General features: G+C 56.2%; 26 protein-coding genes. 9 read left to right on the forward strand and 17 right to left on the reverse strand.

Annotation, left to right across the window (positions count from 1 at the left end):
• Positions 1 to 47: 47 nt before the first annotated feature.
• Positions 48 to 947 (reverse strand): LysR family transcriptional regulator, encoded by a 900-nt coding sequence (locus JJQ76_RS02810; protein WP_210395133.1) that lies wholly within the window; start codon positions 945 to 947, stop codon positions 48 to 50.
• 167 nt (positions 948 to 1,114) lie between these two features.
• Here JJQ76_RS02810 and yghU point away from each other — a divergent pair, with 167 nt between their 5' ends.
• Both yghU and JJQ76_RS02820 read left to right on the forward strand, forming a co-directional pair.
• Positions 1,115 to 1,981 (forward strand): glutathione-dependent disulfide-bond oxidoreductase, encoded by an 867-nt coding sequence (gene yghU / locus JJQ76_RS02815; protein WP_210395135.1) that lies wholly within the window; start codon positions 1,115 to 1,117, stop codon positions 1,979 to 1,981.
• A 47-nt stretch (positions 1,982 to 2,028) separates the two neighbouring features.
• Positions 2,029 to 2,724, forward strand: coding sequence for a glutathione S-transferase family protein (locus tag JJQ76_RS02820; RefSeq protein WP_210395136.1), 696 nt, complete (start codon positions 2,029 to 2,031; stop codon positions 2,722 to 2,724).
• A 132-nt stretch (positions 2,725 to 2,856) separates the two neighbouring features.
• Here JJQ76_RS02820 and JJQ76_RS18085 read toward each other — a convergent pair whose 3' ends face one another.
• A complete protein-coding gene (locus JJQ76_RS18085; RefSeq protein ID WP_210395137.1) occupies positions 2,857 to 3,303 on the reverse strand; it encodes an Lrp/AsnC family transcriptional regulator in 447 nt (148 codons plus the stop codon).
• Positions 3,304 to 3,406: 103 nt separating this feature from the next.
• Between JJQ76_RS18085 and JJQ76_RS02830 the strand changes: the two genes are divergently transcribed.
• Positions 3,407 to 4,000, forward strand: coding sequence for a LysE family translocator (locus tag JJQ76_RS02830; protein ID WP_210395138.1), 594 nt, complete (start codon positions 3,407 to 3,409; stop codon positions 3,998 to 4,000).
• Between the two features lie 50 nt (positions 4,001 to 4,050).
• Here the strand turns inward: JJQ76_RS02830 and JJQ76_RS02835 are convergent, their stop codons facing one another.
• The 4 genes from JJQ76_RS02835 to JJQ76_RS02850 form a co-directional block, all read right to left on the reverse strand.
• Positions 4,051 to 4,632 carry a hypothetical protein gene (locus JJQ76_RS02835; protein ID WP_210395139.1) on the reverse strand — a complete coding sequence of 194 codons (582 nt, stop codon included), beginning with the start codon at positions 4,630 to 4,632 and terminating at the stop codon, positions 4,051 to 4,053.
• Positions 4,633 to 5,142: 510 nt separating this feature from the next.
• Entirely contained in the window at positions 5,143 to 5,790 is a 648-nt protein-coding gene (locus JJQ76_RS02840) for a hypothetical protein (RefSeq protein ID WP_210395140.1), read from the reverse strand.
• Positions 5,791 to 6,029: 239 nt separating this feature from the next.
• Positions 6,030 to 6,794: an HvfC/BufC family peptide modification chaperone gene (locus JJQ76_RS02845; RefSeq protein WP_210395142.1), complete on the reverse strand. Its 765-nt coding sequence runs from the start codon at positions 6,792 to 6,794 to the stop codon at positions 6,030 to 6,032.
• A gap of 12 nt (positions 6,795 to 6,806) precedes the next feature.
• Positions 6,807 to 7,685, reverse strand: coding sequence for an MbnB/TglH/ChrH family RiPP precursor modification enzyme (locus tag JJQ76_RS02850; RefSeq protein ID WP_210395144.1), 879 nt, complete (start codon positions 7,683 to 7,685; stop codon positions 6,807 to 6,809).
• Between the two features lie 141 nt (positions 7,686 to 7,826).
• Between JJQ76_RS02850 and JJQ76_RS02855 the strand changes: the two genes are divergently transcribed.
• Positions 7,827 to 8,717 (forward strand): AraC family transcriptional regulator, encoded by an 891-nt coding sequence (locus tag JJQ76_RS02855; protein ID WP_210395145.1) that lies wholly within the window; start codon positions 7,827 to 7,829, stop codon positions 8,715 to 8,717.
• Positions 8,718 to 8,808: 91 nt separating this feature from the next.
• Here JJQ76_RS02855 and JJQ76_RS02860 read toward each other — a convergent pair whose 3' ends face one another.
• Positions 8,809 to 9,357, reverse strand: a complete 549-nt coding sequence (locus JJQ76_RS02860) for an HPP family protein (protein WP_210395146.1) — start codon at positions 9,355 to 9,357, stop codon at positions 8,809 to 8,811.
• 121 nt (positions 9,358 to 9,478) lie between these two features.
• Between JJQ76_RS02860 and JJQ76_RS02865 the strand changes: the two genes are divergently transcribed.
• Together JJQ76_RS02865 and JJQ76_RS02870 are read left to right on the forward strand one after the other, a co-directional pair.
• Positions 9,479 to 10,054, forward strand: a complete 576-nt coding sequence (locus JJQ76_RS02865) for a TetR/AcrR family transcriptional regulator (protein ID WP_210395147.1) — start codon at positions 9,479 to 9,481, stop codon at positions 10,052 to 10,054.
• A gap of 58 nt (positions 10,055 to 10,112) precedes the next feature.
• Complete coding sequence (locus JJQ76_RS02870) at positions 10,113 to 10,382, forward strand: DUF2798 domain-containing protein (protein ID WP_210395148.1); 270 nt, start codon at positions 10,113 to 10,115, stop codon at positions 10,380 to 10,382.
• Positions 10,383 to 10,574: 192 nt separating this feature from the next.
• Here JJQ76_RS02870 and ccoG read toward each other — a convergent pair whose 3' ends face one another.
• The 4 genes from ccoG to JJQ76_RS02890 are packed head-to-tail and all read right to left on the reverse strand — an operon-like array spanning position 10,575 to position 14,315.
• A complete protein-coding gene (ccoG, locus tag JJQ76_RS02875; RefSeq protein WP_210395149.1) occupies positions 10,575 to 12,008 on the reverse strand; it encodes a cytochrome c oxidase accessory protein CcoG in 1,434 nt (477 codons plus the stop codon).
• On the reverse strand, positions 11,995 to 12,150 hold the full coding sequence (locus JJQ76_RS02880) for a hypothetical protein (protein ID WP_210395150.1): 156 nt from the start codon (positions 12,148 to 12,150) through the stop codon (positions 11,995 to 11,997). The genes ccoG and JJQ76_RS02880 overlap by 14 nt, the downstream gene beginning before the upstream one ends.
• Positions 12,143 to 12,664 carry a DUF934 domain-containing protein gene (locus JJQ76_RS02885; RefSeq protein WP_210395151.1) on the reverse strand — a complete coding sequence of 174 codons (522 nt, stop codon included), beginning with the start codon at positions 12,662 to 12,664 and terminating at the stop codon, positions 12,143 to 12,145. Before JJQ76_RS02885 ends, JJQ76_RS02880 begins: the two co-directional genes overlap by 8 nt.
• Positions 12,648 to 14,315 (reverse strand): nitrite/sulfite reductase, encoded by a 1,668-nt coding sequence (locus tag JJQ76_RS02890; protein WP_210395152.1) that lies wholly within the window; start codon positions 14,313 to 14,315, stop codon positions 12,648 to 12,650. The genes JJQ76_RS02885 and JJQ76_RS02890 overlap by 17 nt, the downstream gene beginning before the upstream one ends.
• A 158-nt stretch (positions 14,316 to 14,473) precedes the next feature.
• Here JJQ76_RS02890 and JJQ76_RS02895 point away from each other — a divergent pair, with 158 nt between their 5' ends.
• Positions 14,474 to 15,892 carry an aminotransferase-like domain-containing protein gene (locus JJQ76_RS02895; RefSeq protein WP_210395153.1) on the forward strand — a complete coding sequence of 473 codons (1,419 nt, stop codon included), beginning with the start codon at positions 14,474 to 14,476 and terminating at the stop codon, positions 15,890 to 15,892.
• A 69-nt stretch (positions 15,893 to 15,961) separates the two neighbouring features.
• On the opposite strand, the gene JJQ76_RS02900 is transcribed toward JJQ76_RS02895, so the two are convergent.
• The 5 genes from JJQ76_RS02900 to JJQ76_RS02920 all read right to left on the reverse strand — a co-directional run bounded on the left by JJQ76_RS02900 (position 15,962) and on the right by JJQ76_RS02920 (position 18,926).
• Complete coding sequence (locus JJQ76_RS02900) at positions 15,962 to 16,453, reverse strand: DoxX family protein (RefSeq protein ID WP_210395154.1); 492 nt, start codon at positions 16,451 to 16,453, stop codon at positions 15,962 to 15,964.
• A 146-nt stretch (positions 16,454 to 16,599) separates the two neighbouring features.
• Positions 16,600 to 16,878, reverse strand: coding sequence for a BufA1 family periplasmic bufferin-type metallophore (locus JJQ76_RS02905; RefSeq protein ID WP_210395155.1), 279 nt, complete (start codon positions 16,876 to 16,878; stop codon positions 16,600 to 16,602).
• Positions 16,871 to 17,200 (reverse strand): thioredoxin, encoded by a 330-nt coding sequence (trxA, locus tag JJQ76_RS02910; protein WP_210395156.1) that lies wholly within the window; start codon positions 17,198 to 17,200, stop codon positions 16,871 to 16,873. The genes JJQ76_RS02905 and trxA overlap by 8 nt, the downstream gene beginning before the upstream one ends.
• 18 nt (positions 17,201 to 17,218) lie before the next feature.
• The gene (locus JJQ76_RS02915) at positions 17,219 to 17,698 is read right to left on the reverse strand and encodes a YHS domain-containing (seleno)protein (protein WP_210395157.1); all 480 of its coding nucleotides are present in this window, start codon (positions 17,696 to 17,698) and stop codon (positions 17,219 to 17,221) included.
• 319 nt (positions 17,699 to 18,017) lie between these two features.
• Positions 18,018 to 18,926 carry a LysR substrate-binding domain-containing protein gene (locus JJQ76_RS02920; RefSeq protein WP_210395158.1) on the reverse strand — a complete coding sequence of 303 codons (909 nt, stop codon included), beginning with the start codon at positions 18,924 to 18,926 and terminating at the stop codon, positions 18,018 to 18,020.
• A 105-nt stretch (positions 18,927 to 19,031) separates the two neighbouring features.
• On the opposite strand from JJQ76_RS02920, the gene JJQ76_RS02925 reads away from it, so the two are divergent.
• Together JJQ76_RS02925 and JJQ76_RS02930 are read left to right on the forward strand one after the other, a co-directional pair.
• Positions 19,032 to 19,904, forward strand: coding sequence for a pirin family protein (locus JJQ76_RS02925; RefSeq protein WP_210395159.1), 873 nt, complete (start codon positions 19,032 to 19,034; stop codon positions 19,902 to 19,904).
• A gap of 59 nt (positions 19,905 to 19,963) precedes the next feature.
• The gene (locus JJQ76_RS02930; RefSeq protein ID WP_210395160.1) at positions 19,964 to 20,566 is read left to right on the forward strand and encodes an NADPH-dependent FMN reductase; all 603 of its coding nucleotides are present in this window, start codon (positions 19,964 to 19,966) and stop codon (positions 20,564 to 20,566) included.
• 136 nt (positions 20,567 to 20,702) lie between these two features.
• Here JJQ76_RS02930 and JJQ76_RS02935 read toward each other — a convergent pair whose 3' ends face one another.
• Positions 20,703 to 22,346 carry a fatty acid--CoA ligase gene (locus tag JJQ76_RS02935; protein ID WP_210395161.1) on the reverse strand — a complete coding sequence of 548 codons (1,644 nt, stop codon included), beginning with the start codon at positions 22,344 to 22,346 and terminating at the stop codon, positions 20,703 to 20,705.
• Between the last annotated feature and the right edge of the window lie 229 nt (positions 22,347 to 22,575).

The following is a 22,575-nucleotide window of genomic DNA, read 5'->3' on the forward strand; positions in this document are numbered from 1 at the left end:
CATAATAAACAATGCATTGCGATACTTTATCAATCTAAATGCTAGTCTTAGTTCAACGTATTGTCGCTGCGAAGCCGACTCGCCAGCAGGTCAATAAAGGTGCGTACTTTTGCCGGCGCCGTCCGATCTTCCCGGTGCACAATGTGGACCGGCAACGGGGGCGGCTCATACTCCGCTAACAGGGTTTTAAGCTGTCCCGTTTGCAGTTCGGCAGCCACCTGATAAGACAATACCCGAGCAATACCGACGCCCTGCGTCGCCGCCGCAATCGCTGCATCATTGGTAGTGACGGACAACTTGGCATCGACCTTGAGATCGAAGTCGCCAACTGTTGCGCTGAAGCGCCAGTTCCTGGTGAAGCTGATCGATTTGGAAACGATCAGCGCGTGCTGCGTTAGGTCTGCCGGCGTATGGGGTAAGCCGGCTTGCGCCAGGTAGTCGGGCGACGCAACCAGGACAATGCGTACCGATCCGACCCGTAACGCACGCATGCCGGAATCGGGCAGCTCGCCGATGCGTACGCCCACATCCAGCCCTTCGTCGAGCAGGTTCACAACCCGGTCAAGGAATACCGTATCCACGCTGACATCCGGGTATTGCTGCAGGTAGTCGGTGATGGCGGGCAGCACGAACATGCGGCCGAACAGCATCGGCGCCGTTATAGCCAGCCGCCCCTGCGGTTTCGCGTGAATCCCGGCGGCAGCTTCGTCTGCTGCGGTCACCTCAGCGAGAATGCGTTTGGCGTCTTGCAGATAACGATAACCCGCTTCGGTGACCTTAACTTGCCGTGTTGTGCGCTTCAGCAGTTTGACGCCGATGTCGCCTTCAAGGGCTGCCACAGCGCGGGTCACAGCGGGTGGCGACATCTCCAGTCGCCTTGCCGCTGCCGCAAAGCCGGCGTCCTCTGCAACGCAGACAAAGACCTGCATCTGGTGAAACCGATCCATCTGACTATTCCACTCATCGAAATTATAAGTTGCAGATAATGATCGTTCACATTCTTGCAAACAACAACCATAGTCACGACTATCATCAGCATGGTGACCGATTCTCAGCACAACCGGGCCCGTGGCGCACTGATTTAACCAGCAACCGACCGTTAAGGAGAGATAGCATGAATGATTCTTCAGCCTACCAGCCACCCCGTGTCTGGACGTGGGACAAGGAAAACGGCGGCAACTGGGCTTCAACCAACCGCCCGACTGCGGGTGCGACTCACCCTGCCGAGTTACCGCGAGGCAATCACCCCCTGCAGCTGTATTCCATGGCGACACCCAATGGTCAGAAAGTCACCATCATGCTTGAAGAGCTGCTGGCCTTGGGCGAGACCGAAGCTGAGTATGACGCTCATCTTATTCGTATCGGTGACGGGGATCAGTTTTCCACCGGGTTTGTTGCGGCCAACCCCAACTCCAAGATCCCGGCGCTCATCGATTACAGCGGTGATACGCCGATCCGAGTTTTCGAATCTGGCGCAATCCTGCTTTATCTAGCCGATCAATTCGGCCAGCTACTGCCTCAATCCCGGAGCGAACGCACCGAGGTACTGAACTGGCTGTTCTGGCTGCAGGGTGCAGCCCCCTACCTCGGCGGCGGGTTTGGTCACTTCTACAACTACGCTCCCGAACCGCTGGAATATCCTATCAACCGCTTTGCCATGGAGGTGAAGCGCCAACTTGATCTGCTGGATCAGCAGCTCGCCCAGCATCGATTCATTGCCGGTGAGGCCTACTCCATCGCGGATATCGCTATCTGGCCCTGGTTCGGTGGTCTGGTGCGCGGAGCCCTCTATAACGCGGCGGAATTCCTCGATGTTGACGCCTACAAGCATGTCCAGCGCTGGGCCGAGGAGATCGCTCTAAGGCCGGCTGTTCAGCGTGGGCGCATCGTCAACCGCACCTGGGGGGCGCCAGCAGAGCAGCTGCACGAGCGGCACCAGGCCGATGACTTCAAAGGCCTGAGCGTGCCACAGCCTCGCTAGCCGCTACGGCTAGCCCAACATCGACAATCGCCTATTGGAGCCACAATATGCTGAAGTTCTATTTTCACCCGACCCCCAACCCCATGAAGGTCGCCCTGTTCCTGGCCGAAGCCGGCCTGGAGTACCAGTTGATTCCAATCGACACCCTCAAAGGCGAACAGCACCAGCTTAGCTTCCGACAGGTGAATCCAAACGGAAAACTGCCGGCGATCGATGACGATGGTACGGTGGTGTTTGATTCCAACGCGATCCTGCTCTATCTCGCTGACAAAACAGGCCAGTTTAACGGAGCGCCGGACAACCGCGGCGAGCTGCTCTCCTGGCTGATGTTTATCGCCTCTGGACTCGGCCCCTTCTCCGGGCAATCGGTGCATTTCCAACGGATGGCGCCCGAAAGCGTGCCCTACGCCATTAACCGCTACCGGCGCGAGGCCGCCCGCCATTACGAGGTGCTTAACGAACGATTGCGGGAGCGGGACTTTATTGTGGGCGACAGCTACACCATCGTTGATATGGCCGCCTGGGGTTGGATAGACCGCGCGTCACTGGTGCTGGGTGAAGATGAACTGGATAACTATCCGGAGTTATCGCGTTGGTTCAACGCGATCAACGAGCGGCCGGCGGTCAAGGTCGCGCGTCAGACCGGTAAAGAGATTGCGTTTAAGTCCGAACGGGACGAACTGGCTCAGCGTGCGCTGTTTCCCCAGAACTATCCGGAACCGATAGCGACGCATGCCCAATAGCGGCCTGCTACCGGCCATGGTTGCCTGTTGAGATCCCGAGCAGCGTGCATTCACCAGACGCCAATTCACGCTGCTCTTGATAAGTGGCATACGTGGCCAAGTCGCTGAACGACGGATGCAGGCACCACTCGTTCAGCGACTGTCCTTAGGCGAATCCATCACCACCAGCGTCACAATCGAACTGACTTGCGGGATCTCCCCCAGCACGTCGGTATGAAAACGTTTGTACGCCGCCAGGTCTTCCGTCTCGACACGCAGTAAAAACTCGCAGGAGCCGGTTACGTTATGACACTCGCTCACCTCATTGGCCCGATCGATTCGCTGTTCAAACTGCTGCTGGGACCCTTTGCTGTGGTCGGACAGCCCGACCATCACATAAGCGACAAACGCAATGCCCTGCTTGCCCGGATCCAGAATCGCGCGATAGCCCTTGATGACCCCGCTTCGTTCCAACTCCTGAACTCGCCTCAGTGTCGCCGAGGGTGACAAACCGATCTTGTGAGCCAGCTCCACATTAGAGAGCCGACCGTCGCTTTTGAGCTCGCGCAGTATTGTTTCGCTATACCTATCTATCTTCACAACTTTGTTGTCCAGAAAGCGCCTACCGACAGCATAAAGGTGAAATATTCGAACAGCAAAGCAATAAAATTACCGGGTACTGGCTATCGAACGAGGAACGATTATGGAGTACCAGCAACTGGCGGCCCTGGCCAGCTTCGCTTTTGCGTCAACCGCTTCACCCGGGCCAAATAACATCATGCTGATGACATCGGGTGCCAACGTGGGTTTCTTGCGCACCATTCCCCATATGCTCGGTATTGTGCTGGGCTTTAGCCTGATGGTCACGCTGATTGGCCTCGGTATCGCGGAGCTGTTCGCAAGCTATCCGTTGCTACTGCAGGGCCTGCAGGTCGGCTGCGTGATCTACTTGATTTACCTGGCGATCAACATCGCCCTGAGCCGGCCCTCTGACGGTCCAGCATTAAGCTTCAAACCGATGAGTTTCTGGGCCGCTGCCAGCTTCCAGTGGATCAACCCCAAGGCCTGGTCCATGGCGCTCGCGGCCGTGAATATCCACAACAGTGCCGCGTCATGGCAAGGCGTGGTGATGATCGCCCTGGTCTTCGCGGCGGTCAATGTTCCATCGGTAACTTTATGGACGCTGGCAGGCCAGCAATCTAAAGCACTACTCTCGGATCACAGTCGTAAGGTTGGTTTCAACCTGATCATGGCCGCGTTGCTGCTGGCGTCTATATTGCCAACGATCCTTCCCTAAAAAGGCTTACAAGTGCTCCCAGCGTCGCTGGTGTAAACGGGGAAAATTAACTATGCCTCTACAAAGCTTCCGCTCAGTGACGATTTGCTGCCTGAGACAAGAGGGCCTTCGGCAGCCGAATGGTAAGCAGCAAGTGGCTGAGCCGTTGCTTCAGGTAATGTTACATAAAACAACGCCCCACCTTTAAAGGCGTTTTGATGCTCAGGATTATCAACCATCGCTAAAGCAGCATCATATTCCTGAGAAAACCACTCAGGAACCTGCTGGTTGTTCATGACGACCTGATGTTTGTTAATCGAAACTCTGGCACCTCCAGTCTGGCTCCCCTTCTGCTCCACAGCCTGTTTAAACGCATCCTGAAAGGCCTTAGCTGCGGCAATCAAACTTTCCTCTGATATCTCTATGCCCTTACTTGACCACTCACTGATGCTACTCTTTCCCAACGCCATAGCGCCGAGCCCCATCATCCCTTCCCTGGTAGAGGTCGCTATGATCTTGCCAACGGCGCTGATATTGTGAAGGCTGTCAGTCACTGCTCCTATTGCCCGTGTGCCCGATATGCCTAGTTTGTCAGAATGACTTAACACTGGATTCTGGCGAGCGATTGAGGATTGTAATGTCGGGATCTTCATCTTATCTCTCCATTTTCACTCTACTCCTCGATGGACAGTGCTTTAATTTTTTCCAATAAATTGACGGTTTTCTGCATCAATAGAGTTTGCTCCTGTGATGCGCCATGGGCTTTTCCAAAACTTAGGCTTTGCCGGCTGGCATCAAGAAAATCGATTTTGTTATTTGGGTCATGATTCATTCCAATAGGGCTACTAACGCTATACCGACGCCTGGAGGCATAAGGCCGGCGTTCATGAGATCCGCTGCCATCTGACCGCGTCCATGTGTTGAGATATTGGTTACATCGTACTTTGCGGCTATCGCTTGCCAGTTCTTCTCAGCATATTTACCCGCGTAGCTTAAAGCGATTGAGTCGGTATTTGTCTTGTCACTACTGGCGTTAGAAGGAGTAGGGTTTCCAGCGACATTGAGGCTGTGTTTTGGTAGAGCTGGGCACCGGATAGGGCTGGGCTTAATTGCATTTTTACTTCCTTTAAGAGGACTGTATTGGTAACGAAAGACAAACAGGCTCAACCGATCCTCTGGGTCAGCTCATTTTCAAACTTGTTAAAGAAGTCCTGCCTAAGCAAGTTGGTTCGAGTCCAGCCATCCATGGAAACGGCAAAATCCAGTCCAGCCCGGACACTCTCCAACAGTTTCTGCCACCCGGCGGAAGACCACTGCTCTTCAGGAGGCAACGCTTGTTTGGTGGCTACACCATCGATACGGATCCCATAGGTCGCTGAATGCATGTGCAGCTGCATGGTCATCTTGTCCCCTTCAGACAGTTGAGCAGTGGCCTTCTCCCAAGCCTGGTGTACGGAAGCTGGGGCGTTGACCGGAGGAAAAGTGATCATCTTACCGATGCCCACCTCGACAATACCGTCGTTATTCAGATCGACCATGCCGGTCTTGTCCGGCTGCGCAAGCAGGTTGATAGCACCTTCGTCACTCAGGGTGCTCGGGCGAATGGGATCAACCAACCCGGTCGCCTTCTGCACCAGGTTTATCTCGTCCGGTGACATATTGCTCAGTACCTGCCTGGCGGACTGCTCGCCGTTGAGTTGCTCAGCGGCTTTGTTGAGCAAGGTGCCGAACGCCTGCACCTGCTGGTCTGACAGGCCGCGTTGCTGCAAAAGGTCAATCGAACTGGCGGATAAAGAGATGGATGAGAGCATAGGGGCGTCCTGGCAAGTGATACGCTGGTACCAATGCAGAAAGCAGACCAACCGGTCCGATTGTAGTGATCAGAGGTTGTCGCCGCAGGGCTAACGCGGTTTTAGCGGCAATCACGCTGTTCAGCAACAGGGGGTTGTCGCCAGGTATTCCCTTTCCAGCCGTTGGCGGCGGCAAGCTGGTGCCTGAGACGGCTATTCCTGGCCGGGTTTTCGTTGCCGGGTTTTTCCTTGCCAGGTCGTCAGTACCGCTCAACGTTGCGAATCAGGTTGTCAGCAACCGCTTGCGGTAGCCATTGCTCAAACTCAAAGCCGGTTTGGCTCGCCCTTTCCAGCGCGTCCGCTAACGAGACGCCCTCTTGCAGCGATTGCAGCCAATTCCGCTCGGCTGAACCTATCGCCCGAGCCTGGCTATGGTAGTGCCGTCGGTAGACCAATGCAGTTTGTCCCACACCCTGCGTCATTTTCTCTTGAGCCGCATCAATCCAGCGTCTAGCTGACCCACGCTGGTCGTGATGGGCCATCCAGATATCAACGATGGGATAGTCCGATGCCAGCAATCCCACTCCATCGTTTAGTGTCAATCGGAGTCGGTCGGTCGGCACCGTGCCAAGTAGCTGCAAACTCGAAGCATCCACTGAAGCATCAGCCGCGCGGTTGGCCTGATGGACCCTGAAGTCCAGACGGGCACCGTCAGCCACATAAGGGTAGTCCTCCAGTTCGATCAGGTGGTCCAGCAGGTCGCCGAAATCAGCGCCCCACGTGCCCCAGTCCCCGGCAGTTGGTGGCGACAGCACGAGCAGCCGGTTGGCGGCATACCGGAACAGGTCCTTGCCGATAAGCTGCTCGACGGTGGGAAAACTGATCTCCAAGGCCCTTAGGGCAGTGGCTTGCAGATTACGCTGGTAAATCGCCAGCCCTTTGGGGTCGAAGCCGCTGATCCCCTCCCCCGCAAAAATGGCCGCGATCAAACGCTGTTGCTCACTCTTCATCGGCTTGCTCTTCATCTGTGTGCTCGCTCAGGCCCTGTCGTTTAATACCTTGTGGGCTATCTGGCGGGCTTTGTCCGCTTCGGACAGCAGCACCTGCCAATCCGGCAGGTCGTTATCCCACTCAATCAGGGTCGGGACAGCTCCGAATCGCCGCAGGGCGTGAGCATAGAGCGACCAGACAACGTCAGAGACCGGGCGGGCGTGGTCGTCAATTGCGATCTCCCCCTCGCTCACCTCTGAATACCCAGCCAGATGCAGCTCCCCGACATGATGAGGAGCAATCTGATCCAGCCACGCCCTGGCGTCGCCTTCAACGTCGGAGCTGCCGGCATTACGAGCGTTGACCACGATGTTGTTCAGATCGACCAGCAGCCCACAGCCGCTTTCATCGGCCACGGCGGTGAGGAAGGCGGTCTCACTCAGAGAGGAGTTTGCCGGTGTCAGGTAGGCAGATACATTTTCCAGCAGCAGTCGGCGATCGAGGGTGTGTTGGCAACGGGCAATATTTCGACTGATCCGCTCGAGGGTTTCCTCGTTATAGGCCAGCGGTAGCAGGTCGCCGGCATGGACCGGGAGGCCATTGAGTTGGCTCCAGGTAAAAGCAGCATGGTCCGAGACCAGTATGGGGGAAACCATCTCCACCAGCCCCTGCAGCGCCATCAGGTAAGCCTCGGGAATTGCACTGTCTGAGCCCAACCCCATCGCCGTCGAGTGCAGACTGATGGGGTATTGCTCAGCCACCTCCGACAGAATCGCACGCGCGGCGCCGCCCCTGCCGAAGAAGTTTTCCGAGTGCACCTCGATGAAGTCGATAGCGGCGCGGTCCGCCAGCACATCACCATAGTGAGCATGGCGTAAGCCCACGCCTATCATCACTTCCTGCATCCTAGGGGTATCAGTCCGCATCATTTTTCCTCACAACGATTCAACCGCACACCGGCAACCAGAGAATGGCTTCATGGTAAAATTGCCGGCACCGTAGCGGCGGTGCTGACTGGTTATACCGCCCGGCTACTGACTAGCAATCTAGGGAATTTCACGGTCTGGATGGACACCGATCATCCGGACCTTTATGCAGATCGTCCGGGAAGGATGGATAACACGATGGATAGGCTTTCAGAGATACTGAACCGCTTTTCAATGAATGCAGAGGTGTTCTTCAGCGGTAATTTGTGCGGTATTCAGGCGTTCGGCGGTGACCAGAGCGACGGCGGAAGCTTGCACCTGCTAAAGTCCGGCACGCTGGCGTTCATCAACGATGAAGGGCACAAGATAGTCCTGGACCGCCCTGCGGTGATCTTCATACCCAAGATGTTCAAGCACCGCATTATTGCCAACGAGTCCGAAGGGGCCGAGTTGGTTTGCGCCAATATCCACTATGGGGATGGACTGAGTAACCCGCTGGCTAACGCGTTACCTAAGTTTCTCTATTTCGAGCTGGAAAATTCGAACTTGATGGGGCAGTCAGCGGAATGGCTCTTCCGCGAAGCATTCGAAGATCGCTACGGTCGTCAGCCGATGATTGATCGCTTGACAGATATCTTTCTCATTCAAGTGCTGCGCCAGGTTCTCGACGAAGGCACCGTTAGCCATGGCCTGATGGCGGGGCTGTCTCATCCCCAGCTTTCCAGAGCATTGGCGGCCATGCATCGCGAACCTCAGGCCCAGTGGACGCTAGAGACTATGGCGGCCGAGGCCTCCATGTCGCGCTCCAAATTTGCGGAACTGTTTCGCGAGATCATTGGCCAACCCCCCGGAGATTACATTACCGAGTGGCGAATAGCGGTAGCGCAGGGGTTGTTAAAAAAGAACAAACCCGTCGGCTTGGTCGCCAACGAGGTAGGGTATGAAAACGGATCGGCATTGGCGCGGGTGTTCAGAAAGAAAACCGGGTTGTCGCCCAGAGAGTGGCTCGACAAGGTCAGGAGCAAGTCCTGAGCGGCAACTCGTTTACCGGCGACTATTCCCTCACAAGCCCCCGATAAGCCAAACAGCTCCGGCCCGTGCCGGCTGCCAGGCTAGACCTGGCCTACCAGTACTGAGGGTAGCTACCTTCGCGGGACAGGTTGTTATACAGCAGCGCCACCAGCACGATCCCCAACGCTCCAACAACCGTCGGGAATAACAGGAAATCCCACGCTGGTTGCGCTAGAAACACGATAACGGGGTTGGAACCTGCCGGAGGGTGCACCGTTCGCGTCGCCATCATCAACATGACTGCAAGGCTGACAGCGAGCGCCATCGACCACCACGCCGGACCCAGATAGGTCAAACAGAGCAATCCGACCAAAGAGCTTAAGGTATGGCCGGCGAGGATATTTCTGGGCTGAGAAAATGGCGCGTCAGGGAATCCGAATACCAGCACACAAGACGCTCCAAACGAACCCAGCACTAATGTGGCCTCAAAGCTTGAGGCCAATCCCGCAAGACTGGCGATCAGGATAAAAGACCCCAGCCCCGCAATCATCACCGGCAGTAGTGACGACTTTGGAGGCAGCTCAGCCCCCTCCCCTTTAATCTTTTGCAGCCAGCCTGCGAGCCCGGCATTGCGCTGCAGTTCATTGTTGAGACGTTGCATGACAGCCCTCTCATTTGTGGGTTGAGAAACAGGTAGACCGATCTGTCTACATGCAGATAGTAGACAGATCGGTCTACCTGTGTCAATCTGTTTCAATCACAAACAACATGAGCGATCAGACATGTCTGACAAACGTCATCAGCTGGTGATGACAGCGCTTGAACTCTTTTATCAAAAAGGTGTTCACGCGGTGGGAATCAACGAAGTACTGGCCGCCTCGGGAGTAGCCAAGAAAACGCTGTATCATCACTTTGATAGTAAGGAAGCACTGGTTTTGGCGGCGCTGCGATATCGTGACGACTCGTTCCTCCACTGGCTAACCCGGCGTTTGCAAACAGCTCCGGCGGGTAGTGAGCGCATTGGCGCGCTATTTGATGCGCTGGATGACTGGTTTAACAGCAGGGTCGATGAACTGTTACCTTTTAACGGCTGTTTCTTCATCAATGTCAGTGGCGAGTTTGGGGAGGTCGACCACCCGTTGCATCAACAGTGTTCACAGCACAAGCGCAACGTGGCTGCGCTGATACATGCAGAGGTGCAGGCACTAGGAATCACTCCGTCACGGGTCGCGCCTCTCACCGACGCGCTCTGCCTGCTTAAGGAAGGTGCTATCTCCATGGCTCACGTACAGGGTGACCTTACCGCAGCGGTCAAAGCCAAACATGCCGCCAAGCAGCTGATTACGGCTCATGGCTAGTGTTTTCCAACCGAGTGCTCGAATGAATGGTTATCAACGGCAATGGATGAGGTAATCGATGAACGGGGCCGAATCTAAATCAACCTCCCTGAAGCTGCCCGCCAAATGGGCTCCCATTGTCACGCCGTTTATTCTGTCGTGCTTTATGACCTGCATCGTATCGCTGATCAGCACCGTGAGAACTATCGGTTGGCGTGACGACCTACTGACGCTATGGATGGGAGCCTGGGGCGTCTCATGGCTGGTTGCCTTCCCGGCACTACTGCTGGTGTTGCCGCTGACACGTAAAGTTACCAGCTGGATCGTGGAGCCCCACCCTAGGCGCTGAGCCCCTGCCCCGACCGCCCCCGTTCAAAGCCGGCTGTCGGAGCCGGCTTCACCCAGCAGCGAGTTATGGCAAAGTTGATCTGATTCCTCCTTTGCCGCTGCATAACTCATCGGATACTTACGGCGGTACTGCGGGATTGTAGATCCCCTATCCAGATCAACGTCGTTAGCGAGACACCAGAGCGCTCTGCTATCAAAACCCCTTGGCGGGTTCGCTGGCCGGGCCTACAAAAACAGCGCTGCGCGACGCGACCAACTCGCCACCTGCCGACACGCTGAAGGTAAAATGCGTCATATCCATACGGATCTCTTTCGCTGGGATGCGCACAAATAGCTCCTGCGTGGTGATTCCCAAGGGAGCCAACACTACATCCTGCGCTGCGCCGACGACCTTGAGCCCGGTTAGACCGGATGCTGAGATGCTGGCCTCAAGTTGCTGGTTTGTTTTGTTGAGGATCTTTAACCGATAGCGGTTCTGGATGCTGCCATCGCTCTGCAACACGTACATCGGTTGGCGATGGTGAATAACCTTGAGTTCGATAGCGTCGAGGGTAGCCAGCCCCCACGCGATGCCCGACACCGAAAACAGCAGAATTGCCAGATAGGTCCAAACGCGGGGCCGCCTGAACCAGGCTGGCTGGGCGATGCCCTGCAGCCCCGTCAGCGAATCGTAGCGAACCAACCCCTTGGGACGCCCGATCTTTTCCATGACCGAATCGCAGGCGTCGATGCACAGCGCGCAGGTGATACACCCTTGTTGCTGGCCATCGCGTATATCAATACCGGTCGGACAGACCGCCACACATAGATTGCAGTCGATACAGTCACCGAGACGGTCACCGATGGCAGCTTTGTTACGGTGCCCTCGCGGTTCACCACGGCTCGCGTCATAGGTTGGAAGGACGGTATTCTGATCCACCATGACGCCCTGGATACGGGCATAAGGACAGAGCCAAAAGCAGGTTTGTTCCCGCATGAAACCGGCCAGCGTGTAGGTGCCAACCGTGAAAGCCGCTACCGTGATCCAGGCCTCCAGCGGCAGGGTAAGCTGCAACAGGCCTCGCCAAAGCTGACCGGCATCCATGAACCAGGCCACAAAGCTGATACCGGTAAGTAGTCCGATCAACAGCCAAAGCAGGTGTTTGGCGACTTTGATCCTGAGTTTGGCCAACGACCAATGGGCACGATCTAAAGACTGGCGCTGCCGGGCTGGCCCCTCAAGCCGCTCTTCAATCCAGACGAACAGATCGGTCCAAACCGTCTGAAAACAGAAAAACCCGCAGAACACCCGGCCAGCCAGCGCGGTCACTACCGCCAGTAGAATGGCAAAGAACAGCAGGATCAGGGTCAAAATCCACAGATCCTGAGGCAGAACGGTCAGCCCGAACAAGTGAAACTGCTGCGCTGGCAGGTCAAATAGCACCGCCTGACGCTCATCCCAACGCAGATAGGGACCGAAGAAAAACAGCAGCCATACACTCGCGGTCCAGTTTTTCAGGCGCCGCCACCGCCCGGACATGCGTTTGGGGTGTATCTTTTCTTCACCAACGTTCACATGCCACTGGCCCACCTCTGCATAAATATCGTCGATGGTGGATGTCGGGATAAGCGTTTTAGTGTTCTCCATCATGGCCTCCAGAGGCTGTGCGATCTTGCCCGCTGTTAGCGAATATCTTCTTGTAAGCACCGCGTCCTAACACCACCAAAACAGCCACGGAGCCGATGATGGTGAACACCGACAACAGCAGCACGGCATCAACATTAGTCATTTAAACCAGCCTCTTGGAATCGAAACTTAAATGGTGTTCTAGGGTTGTAGATGGATCCCTGATAGCTCAGACCCGCAGTCAACAGCAGCGATAGCGCCGTATCCAGAGACTCACCCTCAGGCAGCGCCATGGCGTTAAAACCACAGCGCCTTAACGCAATGGCCTGGTCAGCCAGAATGTGACCGAAGGCTCTCAGCTCACCTTTGTACCCACAGACCTCGCGCAAATGCGCCGCCGTGGAGAAACCGGTTCCATCCGAGAAACGCTCGAAGTAAACAGCGATTGCAGCGATCTTGGAAAGATGAGGCGTCAGAGATTCAGTGGGGTCGTGCGATCCGACCCAGACATGCGGATATTCCGACCCATCGTTGCGGTCTGCATATCGATCGAGCCAGTACGACAGCGGCAAGAAACAGCGACGGTCAGCGTCATCCGCCAACGCGTCTACATCTTCAATACCCAGAATCAGCGCGGCATCCTCGACAATGCCGCCATCTTTAATGATTCGCGGCATACACCACCTCCTTGAACCGAGACACGCCGAGCCGCTCAACCACCGCGGCAAAGGTTTCCTGGGCGGCCTGCCGCGTCTGCAGGTAAAGCTCAAGCATGCGCTCCACTGCGTCGGCCACCGCCTCCAGCGGCAATGCCGGACCGATCACCTTGCCCAAACGGGTATGATCGCCAGACTCGCCCCCAAGGGTGATCTGGTAGTACTCCTGCCCGGACTTTTCCACGCCGAGAATGCCGATGTTGGCAATGTGATGGTGGGTGCAGGCATTGATGCAGCCTGCGATGCGGATGGAGATGGGTCCGAGGTTGTGTAATCGATCCAGATCGGCAAAGCGCGCCTGAATGCGGTCATTAACCGGCAAGGATCGCGCGTTGGCCAGGTTGCAGAAATCCGCCCCCGGACAACAGACGATATCAGCAGCCGTACCCTGAGTTGGCGATGCCAGATCCAGATAGGTGAGTTGCTGCCAGAGTTCCAGCAGGTCCGATTGAGCAACGTCCGGGAGCACTATATTTTGCTGCTGCGCGGTGCGTACTTCGCCAAAGCAGAACCGCTCGGCCAGTTCGGCGATACCGTCCAGCTGGCTATGGTGAATATCACCAGGGGCCTGCCCCTTGGCTTTCAGGGACAGAGTTACTGCCGCGTATCCGGGTACTCGATGGGGGTGCACATTGGCCTTCACCCAGCGATCAAACAGCGGTTGCACCCGTCGCTGCATCCAGAGGTCTGCTTCAACCTGCTGAACATTGATGCGCTCGTAGGCTGACGGCGAGAAAAACGACTCCGCGTACTGCAATTCCGCCGGGGTAAGCCGCAGCTCTTGCTGCTGTGTTGCGGCAAACTCGGTTTCGACCTGCTCTTTGAACCGCTCATGCCCGAGCGACTTGACCAGGATTTTTATGCGCGCTTTGTATTTGTTATCACGGCGTCCGTAACGGTTATACACCCGCAAGACGGCCTTCAGGTACGCCAGCAGATCGGACCGAGGAAGAAACGAACGAATTTTACTGCCCAGCATGGGCGTTCGGCCCAAGCCGCCGCCGACCCAGACTTCAAAGCCGATGTGGTCACGGTCGTCGCGCACCGCCCGTAACCCAATATCATGGACCCGGATAGCGGCGCGATCGGTTGAAGCCCCGGTCACCGCGACCTTGAACTTGCGCGGCAGGAAAGCAAACTCGGGATGCACCGTCGACCACTGTCTAATGATTTCGCAGTATGGGCGCGGGTCGACAACCTCATCCGCCGCCACGCCTGCAAAGGGGTCGGTGGTGGTATTGCGAATGCAGTTGCCGCTGGTCTGAATCGCATGCATCTCCACCTCAAGCAGCGACTCCAGAATCGCGGGCACCTGTTCCATGGTGATCCAATTAAACTGGAGGTTCTGCCGGGTCGTCACATGACAGTAGCCACGGTCATAGCGACGAGCGATCTCAGCCAGCCTGCGCAGCTGTGGCGCCGAGAGAATGCCATAGGGGACCGCTACGCGTAGCATGGGGGCGTGCTTTTGCAGGTAAAGCCCGTTTTGTAAGCGAAGCGGCAAAAACAGCTCCTCTGCCATCTCGCCGCTCAGGTAGCGCGCCATCTGACCCTTGAACTGCCCTACCCGGTCCCGCACCACTTGGCGGTCATAGTCGTCGTATTGGTACATCTGTCGTTCCCTGTTAGCCGCAAGGTGAAAGATTCAGTAGCAGGTATTCAGCGTACGGCAGAGGCAAAAACAGTTACAGATTCAGTTTTTTCTATTTGTCTGTGCACAGACTGCTAAGATGAAGGACTGTGCCCATTAAATTTTTAGAATCTGTACCCATGACGGACTTTCTTTACCGCCAACTATTGCGCGAACTCACGGAGGAGATCTATTCCGGACGCCGCCCTGCTGGCACCCGAATGCCCTCCATACGAGAGCTGAGCGATGAGCGGGGTATCTCGAAATCGACCGTGCTTAACGCCTATGATCGACTAGAGGCAGAAGGCTTAATCACTGCCCGCCCACGATCGGGATATTATGTTGAAGGCCGCCAAGCGCAGGATCCTCTGGCGATAAAAACACCGTTGGTCAGTCGCCCTGAGTCGATGCCTCTGCCTGTCAGCAGCGCCCAGATCTTGGTTGACATCATGCAGCGAGGGGCCGCTTTCGACCTCGTCGGAGAAAGCGCCAGAGAGCTTGGAAATGACTCATTACGCCGCAGTTTGGCGCGCGCCCAGCGGCGCCAGACCACCGGCGAACAGGATAACTACGACACGCCCGAAGGGATGCTTGGCCTTCGCTCATTGATTACCGGCCGCCTGCATCTGGGCGGCAGTAACATTGACCCCGACGGCTTGGTTATTACCTCTGGATGCCAGCACGCCTTGTTGCTGGCGTTGATGGCGACGACCAGACGGGGCGATGTGGTCGCGGTAGAGTCACCGGGATTTTATGGCGTTTTCCAACTCTTTGAAGTGCTGGGCCTGAAAGCGCTGGAGCTCCCCAGCTCACCGGAGTCAGGCTTGAGCCCCGAGGGGTTCGAACTTGCACTGCAACACTGGGATATCAAGGCGCTGGTGGTATCCCCCAGTTACTCGACTCCTACGGGGGCCAGCATGCCCGAAGCCAACAAGCAGCGAATTCTATCCCTTGCCTATAGTCGCGACCTGCCGATCATAGAAGACGACATCTACGGCGAACTATCTTTCAACGAGCAGCGACCGCGGACGCTTCATTCCTATGATCACCGGGGGTTGGTGCTGCTCTGCTCTTCCATGTCCAAGAGTTTATCCCGGGATCTGCGCATCGGCTGGATCGCACCGGGTCTGTTTAAGGAGCAGGTTACGCAGCTGAAAGTGGCAACCAGCCTGGCCAGTAGCCGCGCTCAGCAACAGGGATTGACCGACTTCTTGACCGAGGGTGGGTTTGATCGTCATCTGAGGGTTAGGCGCGGTACGCTGCGGCAACAGTACCAACAACTACTCGAACTGCTCGGTCGTTATTTGCCGATGATGGAATCCTGTAGCCGGCCCCAGGGAGGACTTACCGTGTGGGTGGAACTGCCCGAGGCGGTGGACAGCTTAAAGCTCTACAAGGCGGGGCTGCAACGGGGGATCATCCTGACGCCGGGCCGGCTGTTTACCGCTCAAGAACGACACCGCAACGCACTGCGGATCAGCTTTGCTTTCCCATGGACGAAGCCACGCGTGGAGGCGCTGGAAGCACTGGGAAAACTGGTGACGAACTGCCCGGATTAACTTCATCTTCTTTGCCGTTGGTTTGAACGGAAAGGAGCCATCTCGAGCTGACTCTTTTCCATCCCCTGCTCAATGGTTCCAGGCTAACCCCCACGGCCGAGTCCCGGCGGGCTGCTGCCACCGAGTCTTAAACCACCCATCGACAGAAAGACGACCTGCTCCCCAAATAACGAGCTGTGCCAGCAGTACGCCCCAGAGCAGATGAAGGGTCAATGCTGCAGGTGCAATCTCTTCCAGACTGATAACCGCCACCACATTGACGACGCTAAGGCCCAGTGCACCAAAGCGCGTAGTTAAGCCGAGAACCAGCAAAACAGGCAGTAGTATCTCACCGGCTGTTCCCAGCCAGGCCGCCAGTTCGAACGGCAACAGCGGGACGCTGTACTCCTCCTCGAACAGAAACAGCGTGGTATCCCAATCCTGCAGTTTGGTAAGTCCGGCGAAGAAGAACACCTTGGCGATATACAACCGGGCAGCAAGAAGGCCCAACGGTTGCAGGTAGTTTAAAAGCTGCGATACCCGCCAGTAGTATCCAGCGAACAAAGCGAAGCGACTTTTCATGACAATCTCCTCTGTATTGGTCAGATCAGTTAAAAACTGAGTGCCGCCCGCCACCTCCCGGCGGACAGGTCGGCACTCTATCGCGGTTCACCTAGGTGCCCTCCGCTGTGAGATGCAGCGCTGACACCCTGTTGAGAGCCGCGATGTCAGCCTCGGGCCTGCTGATACTTCTGCTTGGCTTCAGCCTTCAGCATGCCGCCGAGGTCGTTACAGGTTCCTTTTGCCACCAGTTTCCACTCACCGGGATCGTTATCGACGGTGGATTGTCCGGCGCAGGAGTGCGTACCGGCGAGGTTGGCACAGTCGTTCTGACCGGCTTCGGCAATCCCATAACACTTTTCTTTGCCGCCAGCATGGGCCGGGGCCATCACCCCGGAGGCCATGACTGCGGCTAAAGCGGCACTGGCTACCAGTTGCTTATTCATGCTCTTTCTCCTTTTTCTCTCGAATCCAGGCAGTTACCGCCTCTTTAGGCATGGAGCCTACCTGGCCATCAACAACTTGACCGTCTTTGAACAGCAGTAGCGTTGGCACGCTGCGCAGTCCAAAGCGTCCCGCCAGCTCAGGGGCTTCGTCTACATCCACTTTGATGGAGGTGACCGACCCCTGATGGTCGCTGGCTACCCGTTCCATAATTGGCCCCATCGTCTTGCAGGGGCCGCACCAGGTGGCGCTGAAGTAAACCAGCGCCCAATCTTTTTCCCTGATAACCGACTGGAAGTCGTTATCGGGCGAAAACCGTCTCATAGCGGTACCTCGTGGTGATCAGTCCGCGTTGACTTCTGCAACGGTTTTGTTGCGGATCTCCGGCCAATTCACTTCAGCAGTGTGAATATTGCCGGGCACGTCGGTCAGCCATTTCTTTTGCACCGCATGGTTCAGGTTGAGGTACAGCTTGTTGTCGACGATCCGCCAGGCAGTGGGGTCGGTATCAAGCTTTTTCTCCAGCGCCACACCCATCGCGCAGTAACCACCGTATTGCGGTGCATACTTGGCAGGGTTCGCGCGGAACAGATCACGATTACTGGCGCTGCTGAAGTGGTAGATCGCGTTCTTGTAGGTTGCGGTGTATTCAGCCTTACCCTGCGTCGGCTGGCCGGCGGTGAAATAGGAAACGGTATCGTAGCCTTGGATCGCCAGATCGTTGACGTCCGCATTCATGTCGATGTCTGCGGCAAAACTCAGGCTGGCACTGCTCAGAGCTACAACTGCTGCGAGTGATTTGATGGTGGTTTTCAGTTTCATGGTTAAATCTCCAGTTCATAGTGAAAGTTTTTTGGGGCAGGCTCCGATGCCTATCGTGCTGCCTTGAAAACACTGTAAGGATTTAACCGAGACGAAAGGGATCAGATAATCCGCAGTTTGAGTCATATCGTCCCCAAGCATGACTTTGTGCTCTTGAACGACGAGGTGGAAAATGGGCGCTGCGGGTTCTGGACTGGTATTGAGACTATTCGGGCGGCCGCTGCCGGATAAGTACCTGTCCGAGGCTCGGTTCCCCATCGCTGTTCTTGCGTCCGCTGATGAAATTGCCCCGGGATTACAGCCAGCAGGATCGCTGGTTTTAGACGCTGATGGCCAGTGGGAGCTGGGCACGAATGTACTCAGAGAGGGCTTTGGTGTGCGCTGGAACACCCAGTCTGGACGGCATCAGCAGACTGAGGTTTGCCGCCTGTGATATCCAATCAGGCAGAACTCGAACCAGCTGTCCTGCTCGAACCGCAGATTTACCAACATAGTTTGGTAGTGCGGTAACGCCTAACCCATCAATGGCTGCCTGCCTGATGGTCGCCATATCCTCAGAGCAAAGTGCGATTCGGCTATTTTGATGGGTGCGCAGGCCATCTGTGTGATGGAGCGGGATAGCCTCTTTCGCGCTGGCTCGCCCTACCTTCAAAAATCGGCACTGGGCCAGATCGTAGGGCGCTTCAATCTTGTTTACGCGCCGAAGGTAATCCGGTGAGCAATAGAAATGCCACTCCACTGTAGCGATAAATCGCTGGATAAGGCTTGAGTCTGGCAGTTCACCACTATGGCCACGGATCGCGATGTCGACACCCTCTGCGACCAAATCCACTAGGGTATTGGCGACTCGCTGTTCAATGAGTACGTCAGGGTGTTGCCTGGCAAATTCGGTAACGATATCCAGCAGCGCAAATTGCGCCATGCCGGTTGAGCAACTGACCACCACTTTGCCCGCGAGGCTTCCGGTTCGGTTGTCCATCGCTGCTTCAGCCAGTTCCAGATGATCAACCACTTTGCGGGCGTGCTGATAGAAACTTTGTCCCTCCTCGGTCACCGCCACATTGCGGGATGTCCGTTGCAGCAGCCTGACACCGAGGCGCTCTTCCAACTGGGCCACATGACGGCTCAACCGCGACTTCGGCATATTCAGTGCCTTTGCCGCAGCGGTGTAACCCTTCTTCTCGACGACATGCACGAAGTAGAAGTAGTCGTTCAGATCGATGCCCATACCAACGTCCTATTTGTGGAACGAATAGTTCAAATATTAGCTATTTTTCTGCGAATACCGAGTTGTTACCTTCTATCTAGTCCATAGACAGAACGGAGAAAAACAATGACTCGTCAACTTACTCAACAATATGCATCGGAGATGGCTTTTTCCCCGGTTGTGGGTAATCCACTGAATGTGGGCTCTGGATTCACCGGATTGGGGTTTCGTCACAGCCAGTTTGGCGGCGCGATGGATCCGCTCATTATGGTTGATCACTACACCATGACCGAGCCGACTTTTGGCGCCCACCCCCACGCAGGTATCTCAGCGGTTACAGTGTTGTTTGAGGACACCCAAGGCCGTTTCAACAACCGCGACTCGCTGGGCAATGACTTTGATATTCATGCCGGTGACCTCTACTGGCTGAATGCGGGTAGTGGCGCCATTCACGATGAATCGCCGCGGCACGGAGCCACGATTCACGGTCTGCAAATTTTCGTAAACCTGCCGGCACGCCTGAAGCACAACGCCCCCAGCTCATTGCACGTGAAACGTGAAGAGATGCCGACGCTGGAGGGGCAAGGATACCGAGTGCGGCTGGTACTGGGTAACAGCAATGGCTTGGCAACGAGTGCCACCCCCGTATGGCCGGTCACCATTCTCGATGGGTTCGCGGATAGCACGTCGGCTTTCACGCATCATATCCAGCCCGGTTTCAATGCCTGGATCTATGCGGTCAACGGCGACATCGAGTACCAATTGCAAGGCCAGTGGTTGAGTCTGAAACAAGGTCAGTCAAGCACCCTCTCGGCGGCTGATGGCGAGGTGCTCAAGGTGCGCGGATCATCGCAGTCCCAGAGCCATTTTGCGGTAATTTCCGGTGAGGCAATCAATGAACCCTTTGTTCAGCAAGGACCGTTTGCCATGAGCTCCCAAGCAGAGATTGACGATGTGGTGGCGCGCTACCACGCCGGTGACCTGGGCAAGCTTGATTAAGCGGACACTTCGGCCGCTGATCAGCCATTCAATATCACTGACATCTGCAGGAGCGAAGCATGAAGGTACTGACTTTTGCTGCCACCAACAGTCGGCAGTCAATTAACAAGCAACTGGTGAAGTACGCGGCAAGTAAGCTGCCGAATGCGGACATTGACTATGTAGAGATCAACGACTTCGACCTGCCGATTTACAGTATCGATTTGGAAGCGCTCTACGGCATTCCCCACTGCGCCCATGCGTTCCAACGCCGGATCGAACAGGCGGACGCGATATTGATCTCGTTTGCCGAACACAACGGCAACTACACCGCCGCGTATAAAAACCTCTTTGACTGGCTGAGCCGCATTGACCGTAACGTCTTTCGCGGCAAACCGATTGTGATGCTCGCGACATCGCCAGGGCCCGGTGGCGCAAAAAACGTGTTGAAGCTGGCAGAAGCTTCCGCTCCGCATTTTGACGGCAAGGTTGTCGGCACACTGAGTATTCCAAGCTTCAATGACACCTTCGATGCTGAACGGGGCCAGTTGATTGACCGTGTTTGGATTGAAAAGCTTGAGCGAACGTTAGCTGTCCTGGAGGGGAAACCGACCTTAATATCAGGCAAGCTATCCAGCCTCTTCCGGTGCTACAGCCAAGGGCGCTGCGGCGCCTGCGAATGAGGCCTTGCGAGCTTTTGACTTTCAGCTTGGCTTACACGCGAGGCATGACTTTGACGCCCTGTCGAAGCGGTCAAAGCCCCGCCACCGAGTGCGGACCAAGCTGAAAGCCCTGGGGCATGGCCTGCCCCCTGATTTCTTAGCGGTGGTGGTCCTCACGAATCAGTTTCTTGTTTATCTTGCCGACACTGGTTTTGGGGATGTCGTCCACCAGGCTTATTTCACCCGGCACGGCCCACTTGGTGAGCGCACCACTGTCAACATAGCGTTGCAGATGCTCGTTGATGTCAGCCGGTCGCAGCAGGCTTCCTTCGGCAGGCACCACCAGAGCAAGCGGTCGCTCTCCCCACTGTGGATCCGGCACACCAACGACCGCCACGGCGTTTACACCTGGATGCTGGCTGATCAGGTTCTCCAGCTCCAGCGAGCTGATCCACTCCCCCCCGGTTTTGATCACATCCTTCATCCGATCCTTAATCTCTACCACGCTACGGCCATCAATGGAGGCGACATCGCCAGTATGCAGCCACCCACCCCGCCATAGTTCGGCACCTTTCTCCGGCTCCCGGAAATACCCCTGAGTCAGCCACGGAGCCCTGACCACCAGTTCCCCGACCGTCTCTCCGTCATGGGGCAGCGGTTGTCCGGCATCATCGGTTAGCTGTAGGTCGACCATGGGGATTGCGGTGCCGGTTTTGACCCGCTCCGTAAGCTGCTGGTCGGGGCTCAAGCCGCGCTCCTGGTCACGCAGATAGGTGAGCGCCAGTATCGGGCAGGTCTCCGACATGCCATAGGCGGAATAGAGGTCCATCCCCCGCTCCGCGGCGGCCGCAGCCAGTCCAGTGGGCAGCGCGCTACCGCCGATCACCAGCTTCCAGCCGCTGAGATCAGTACTGCCGGCCGCCTCGCTATTGATGACCATCTGTAAAATGGTGGGCACGCAATGAGAGAAGGTCACCTTCTCATCACGATAGAGCTTGACCAGCGCATTGGGCTCGTAACGCCCGGGATAGACCTGCTTTACCCCCAGCAGCGTGGCAACATAGGGTACACCCCAGGCATGAACGTGAAACATCGGGGTGATCGGCATGTAGACGTCATCGGAGCGCAGCAGCGGCTGCCCATCAAATGCGCTCAAGCTGGTGGCAGTCGCCAGCGTGTGTAGCACCAGTTGGCGGTGGGTGAAATAGACACCCTTAGGGTTACCGGTAGTCCCGGTGGTGTAAAAGGTGGTTGCAACGGAGTTTTCGTCGAAGTCAGGGAAGTCATAATGGCCGGGGGCCGCAGCTAGCAGGGCTTCATACTCGCCCACCGTGGGAAGCTCGGTCGCCGGCGGGGTATCGTCGCTCAGCTGCAGGTAATGTTTTACCGTTTCCAGTCGCGGGTGGACCTGCTCCATCAGCAGTAAAAAATCGTCATGTACAAGGACAAAGTCATCCTCGGCATGGTTCATGGTGTAGATGATCTGTTCAGGCGACAGCCGAATGTTGACGGTATGCAGCACCGCACCAATCATCGGGATGGCAAAAAAGCACTCCAGATAACGATGGCTGTCCCAGTCCAGTACCGCCACCGTATCCCCTGCTTTCACACCGGCACTGCCGAGTGCATGAGCCAGACGGCATACGCGCTCATTGAAGGTTCGGTAGTCGTAACGCCGTTTATCGGCGTAGACGATTTCACGGTTGGGCTCGTAACGCTGCCCGGACAGTAGCAGACTTTTTATCAGCAGAGGATAGTGATAGGCACCCGCTGCCGGTTCGATGATTTTGGTAGTCACCATGGTGAGCGTCCCTGTTGTTATTGTCGTTGGGGTACTGCATCTGCCTGAACCTTACCGTTAACGCCAAGCGCTACTCAAGTCGATTCATCCGGCCCGGATCAGAAAAGTGCCGTGGGCCGGGTTGCAGGCGGGCAAAAAAAATCCGATACCCCTGAAGGTATCGGATTTGAACAGCGCCAGGCTATCACCCGAACACTGATGCAGTCAGCATCCGGTTTGATCTGCCCTG

This window comes from Motiliproteus sediminis (assembly GCF_017912535.1).
In the GTDB taxonomy this organism is placed as follows: domain Bacteria; phylum Pseudomonadota; class Gammaproteobacteria; order Pseudomonadales; family Balneatricaceae; genus Motiliproteus; species Motiliproteus sediminis.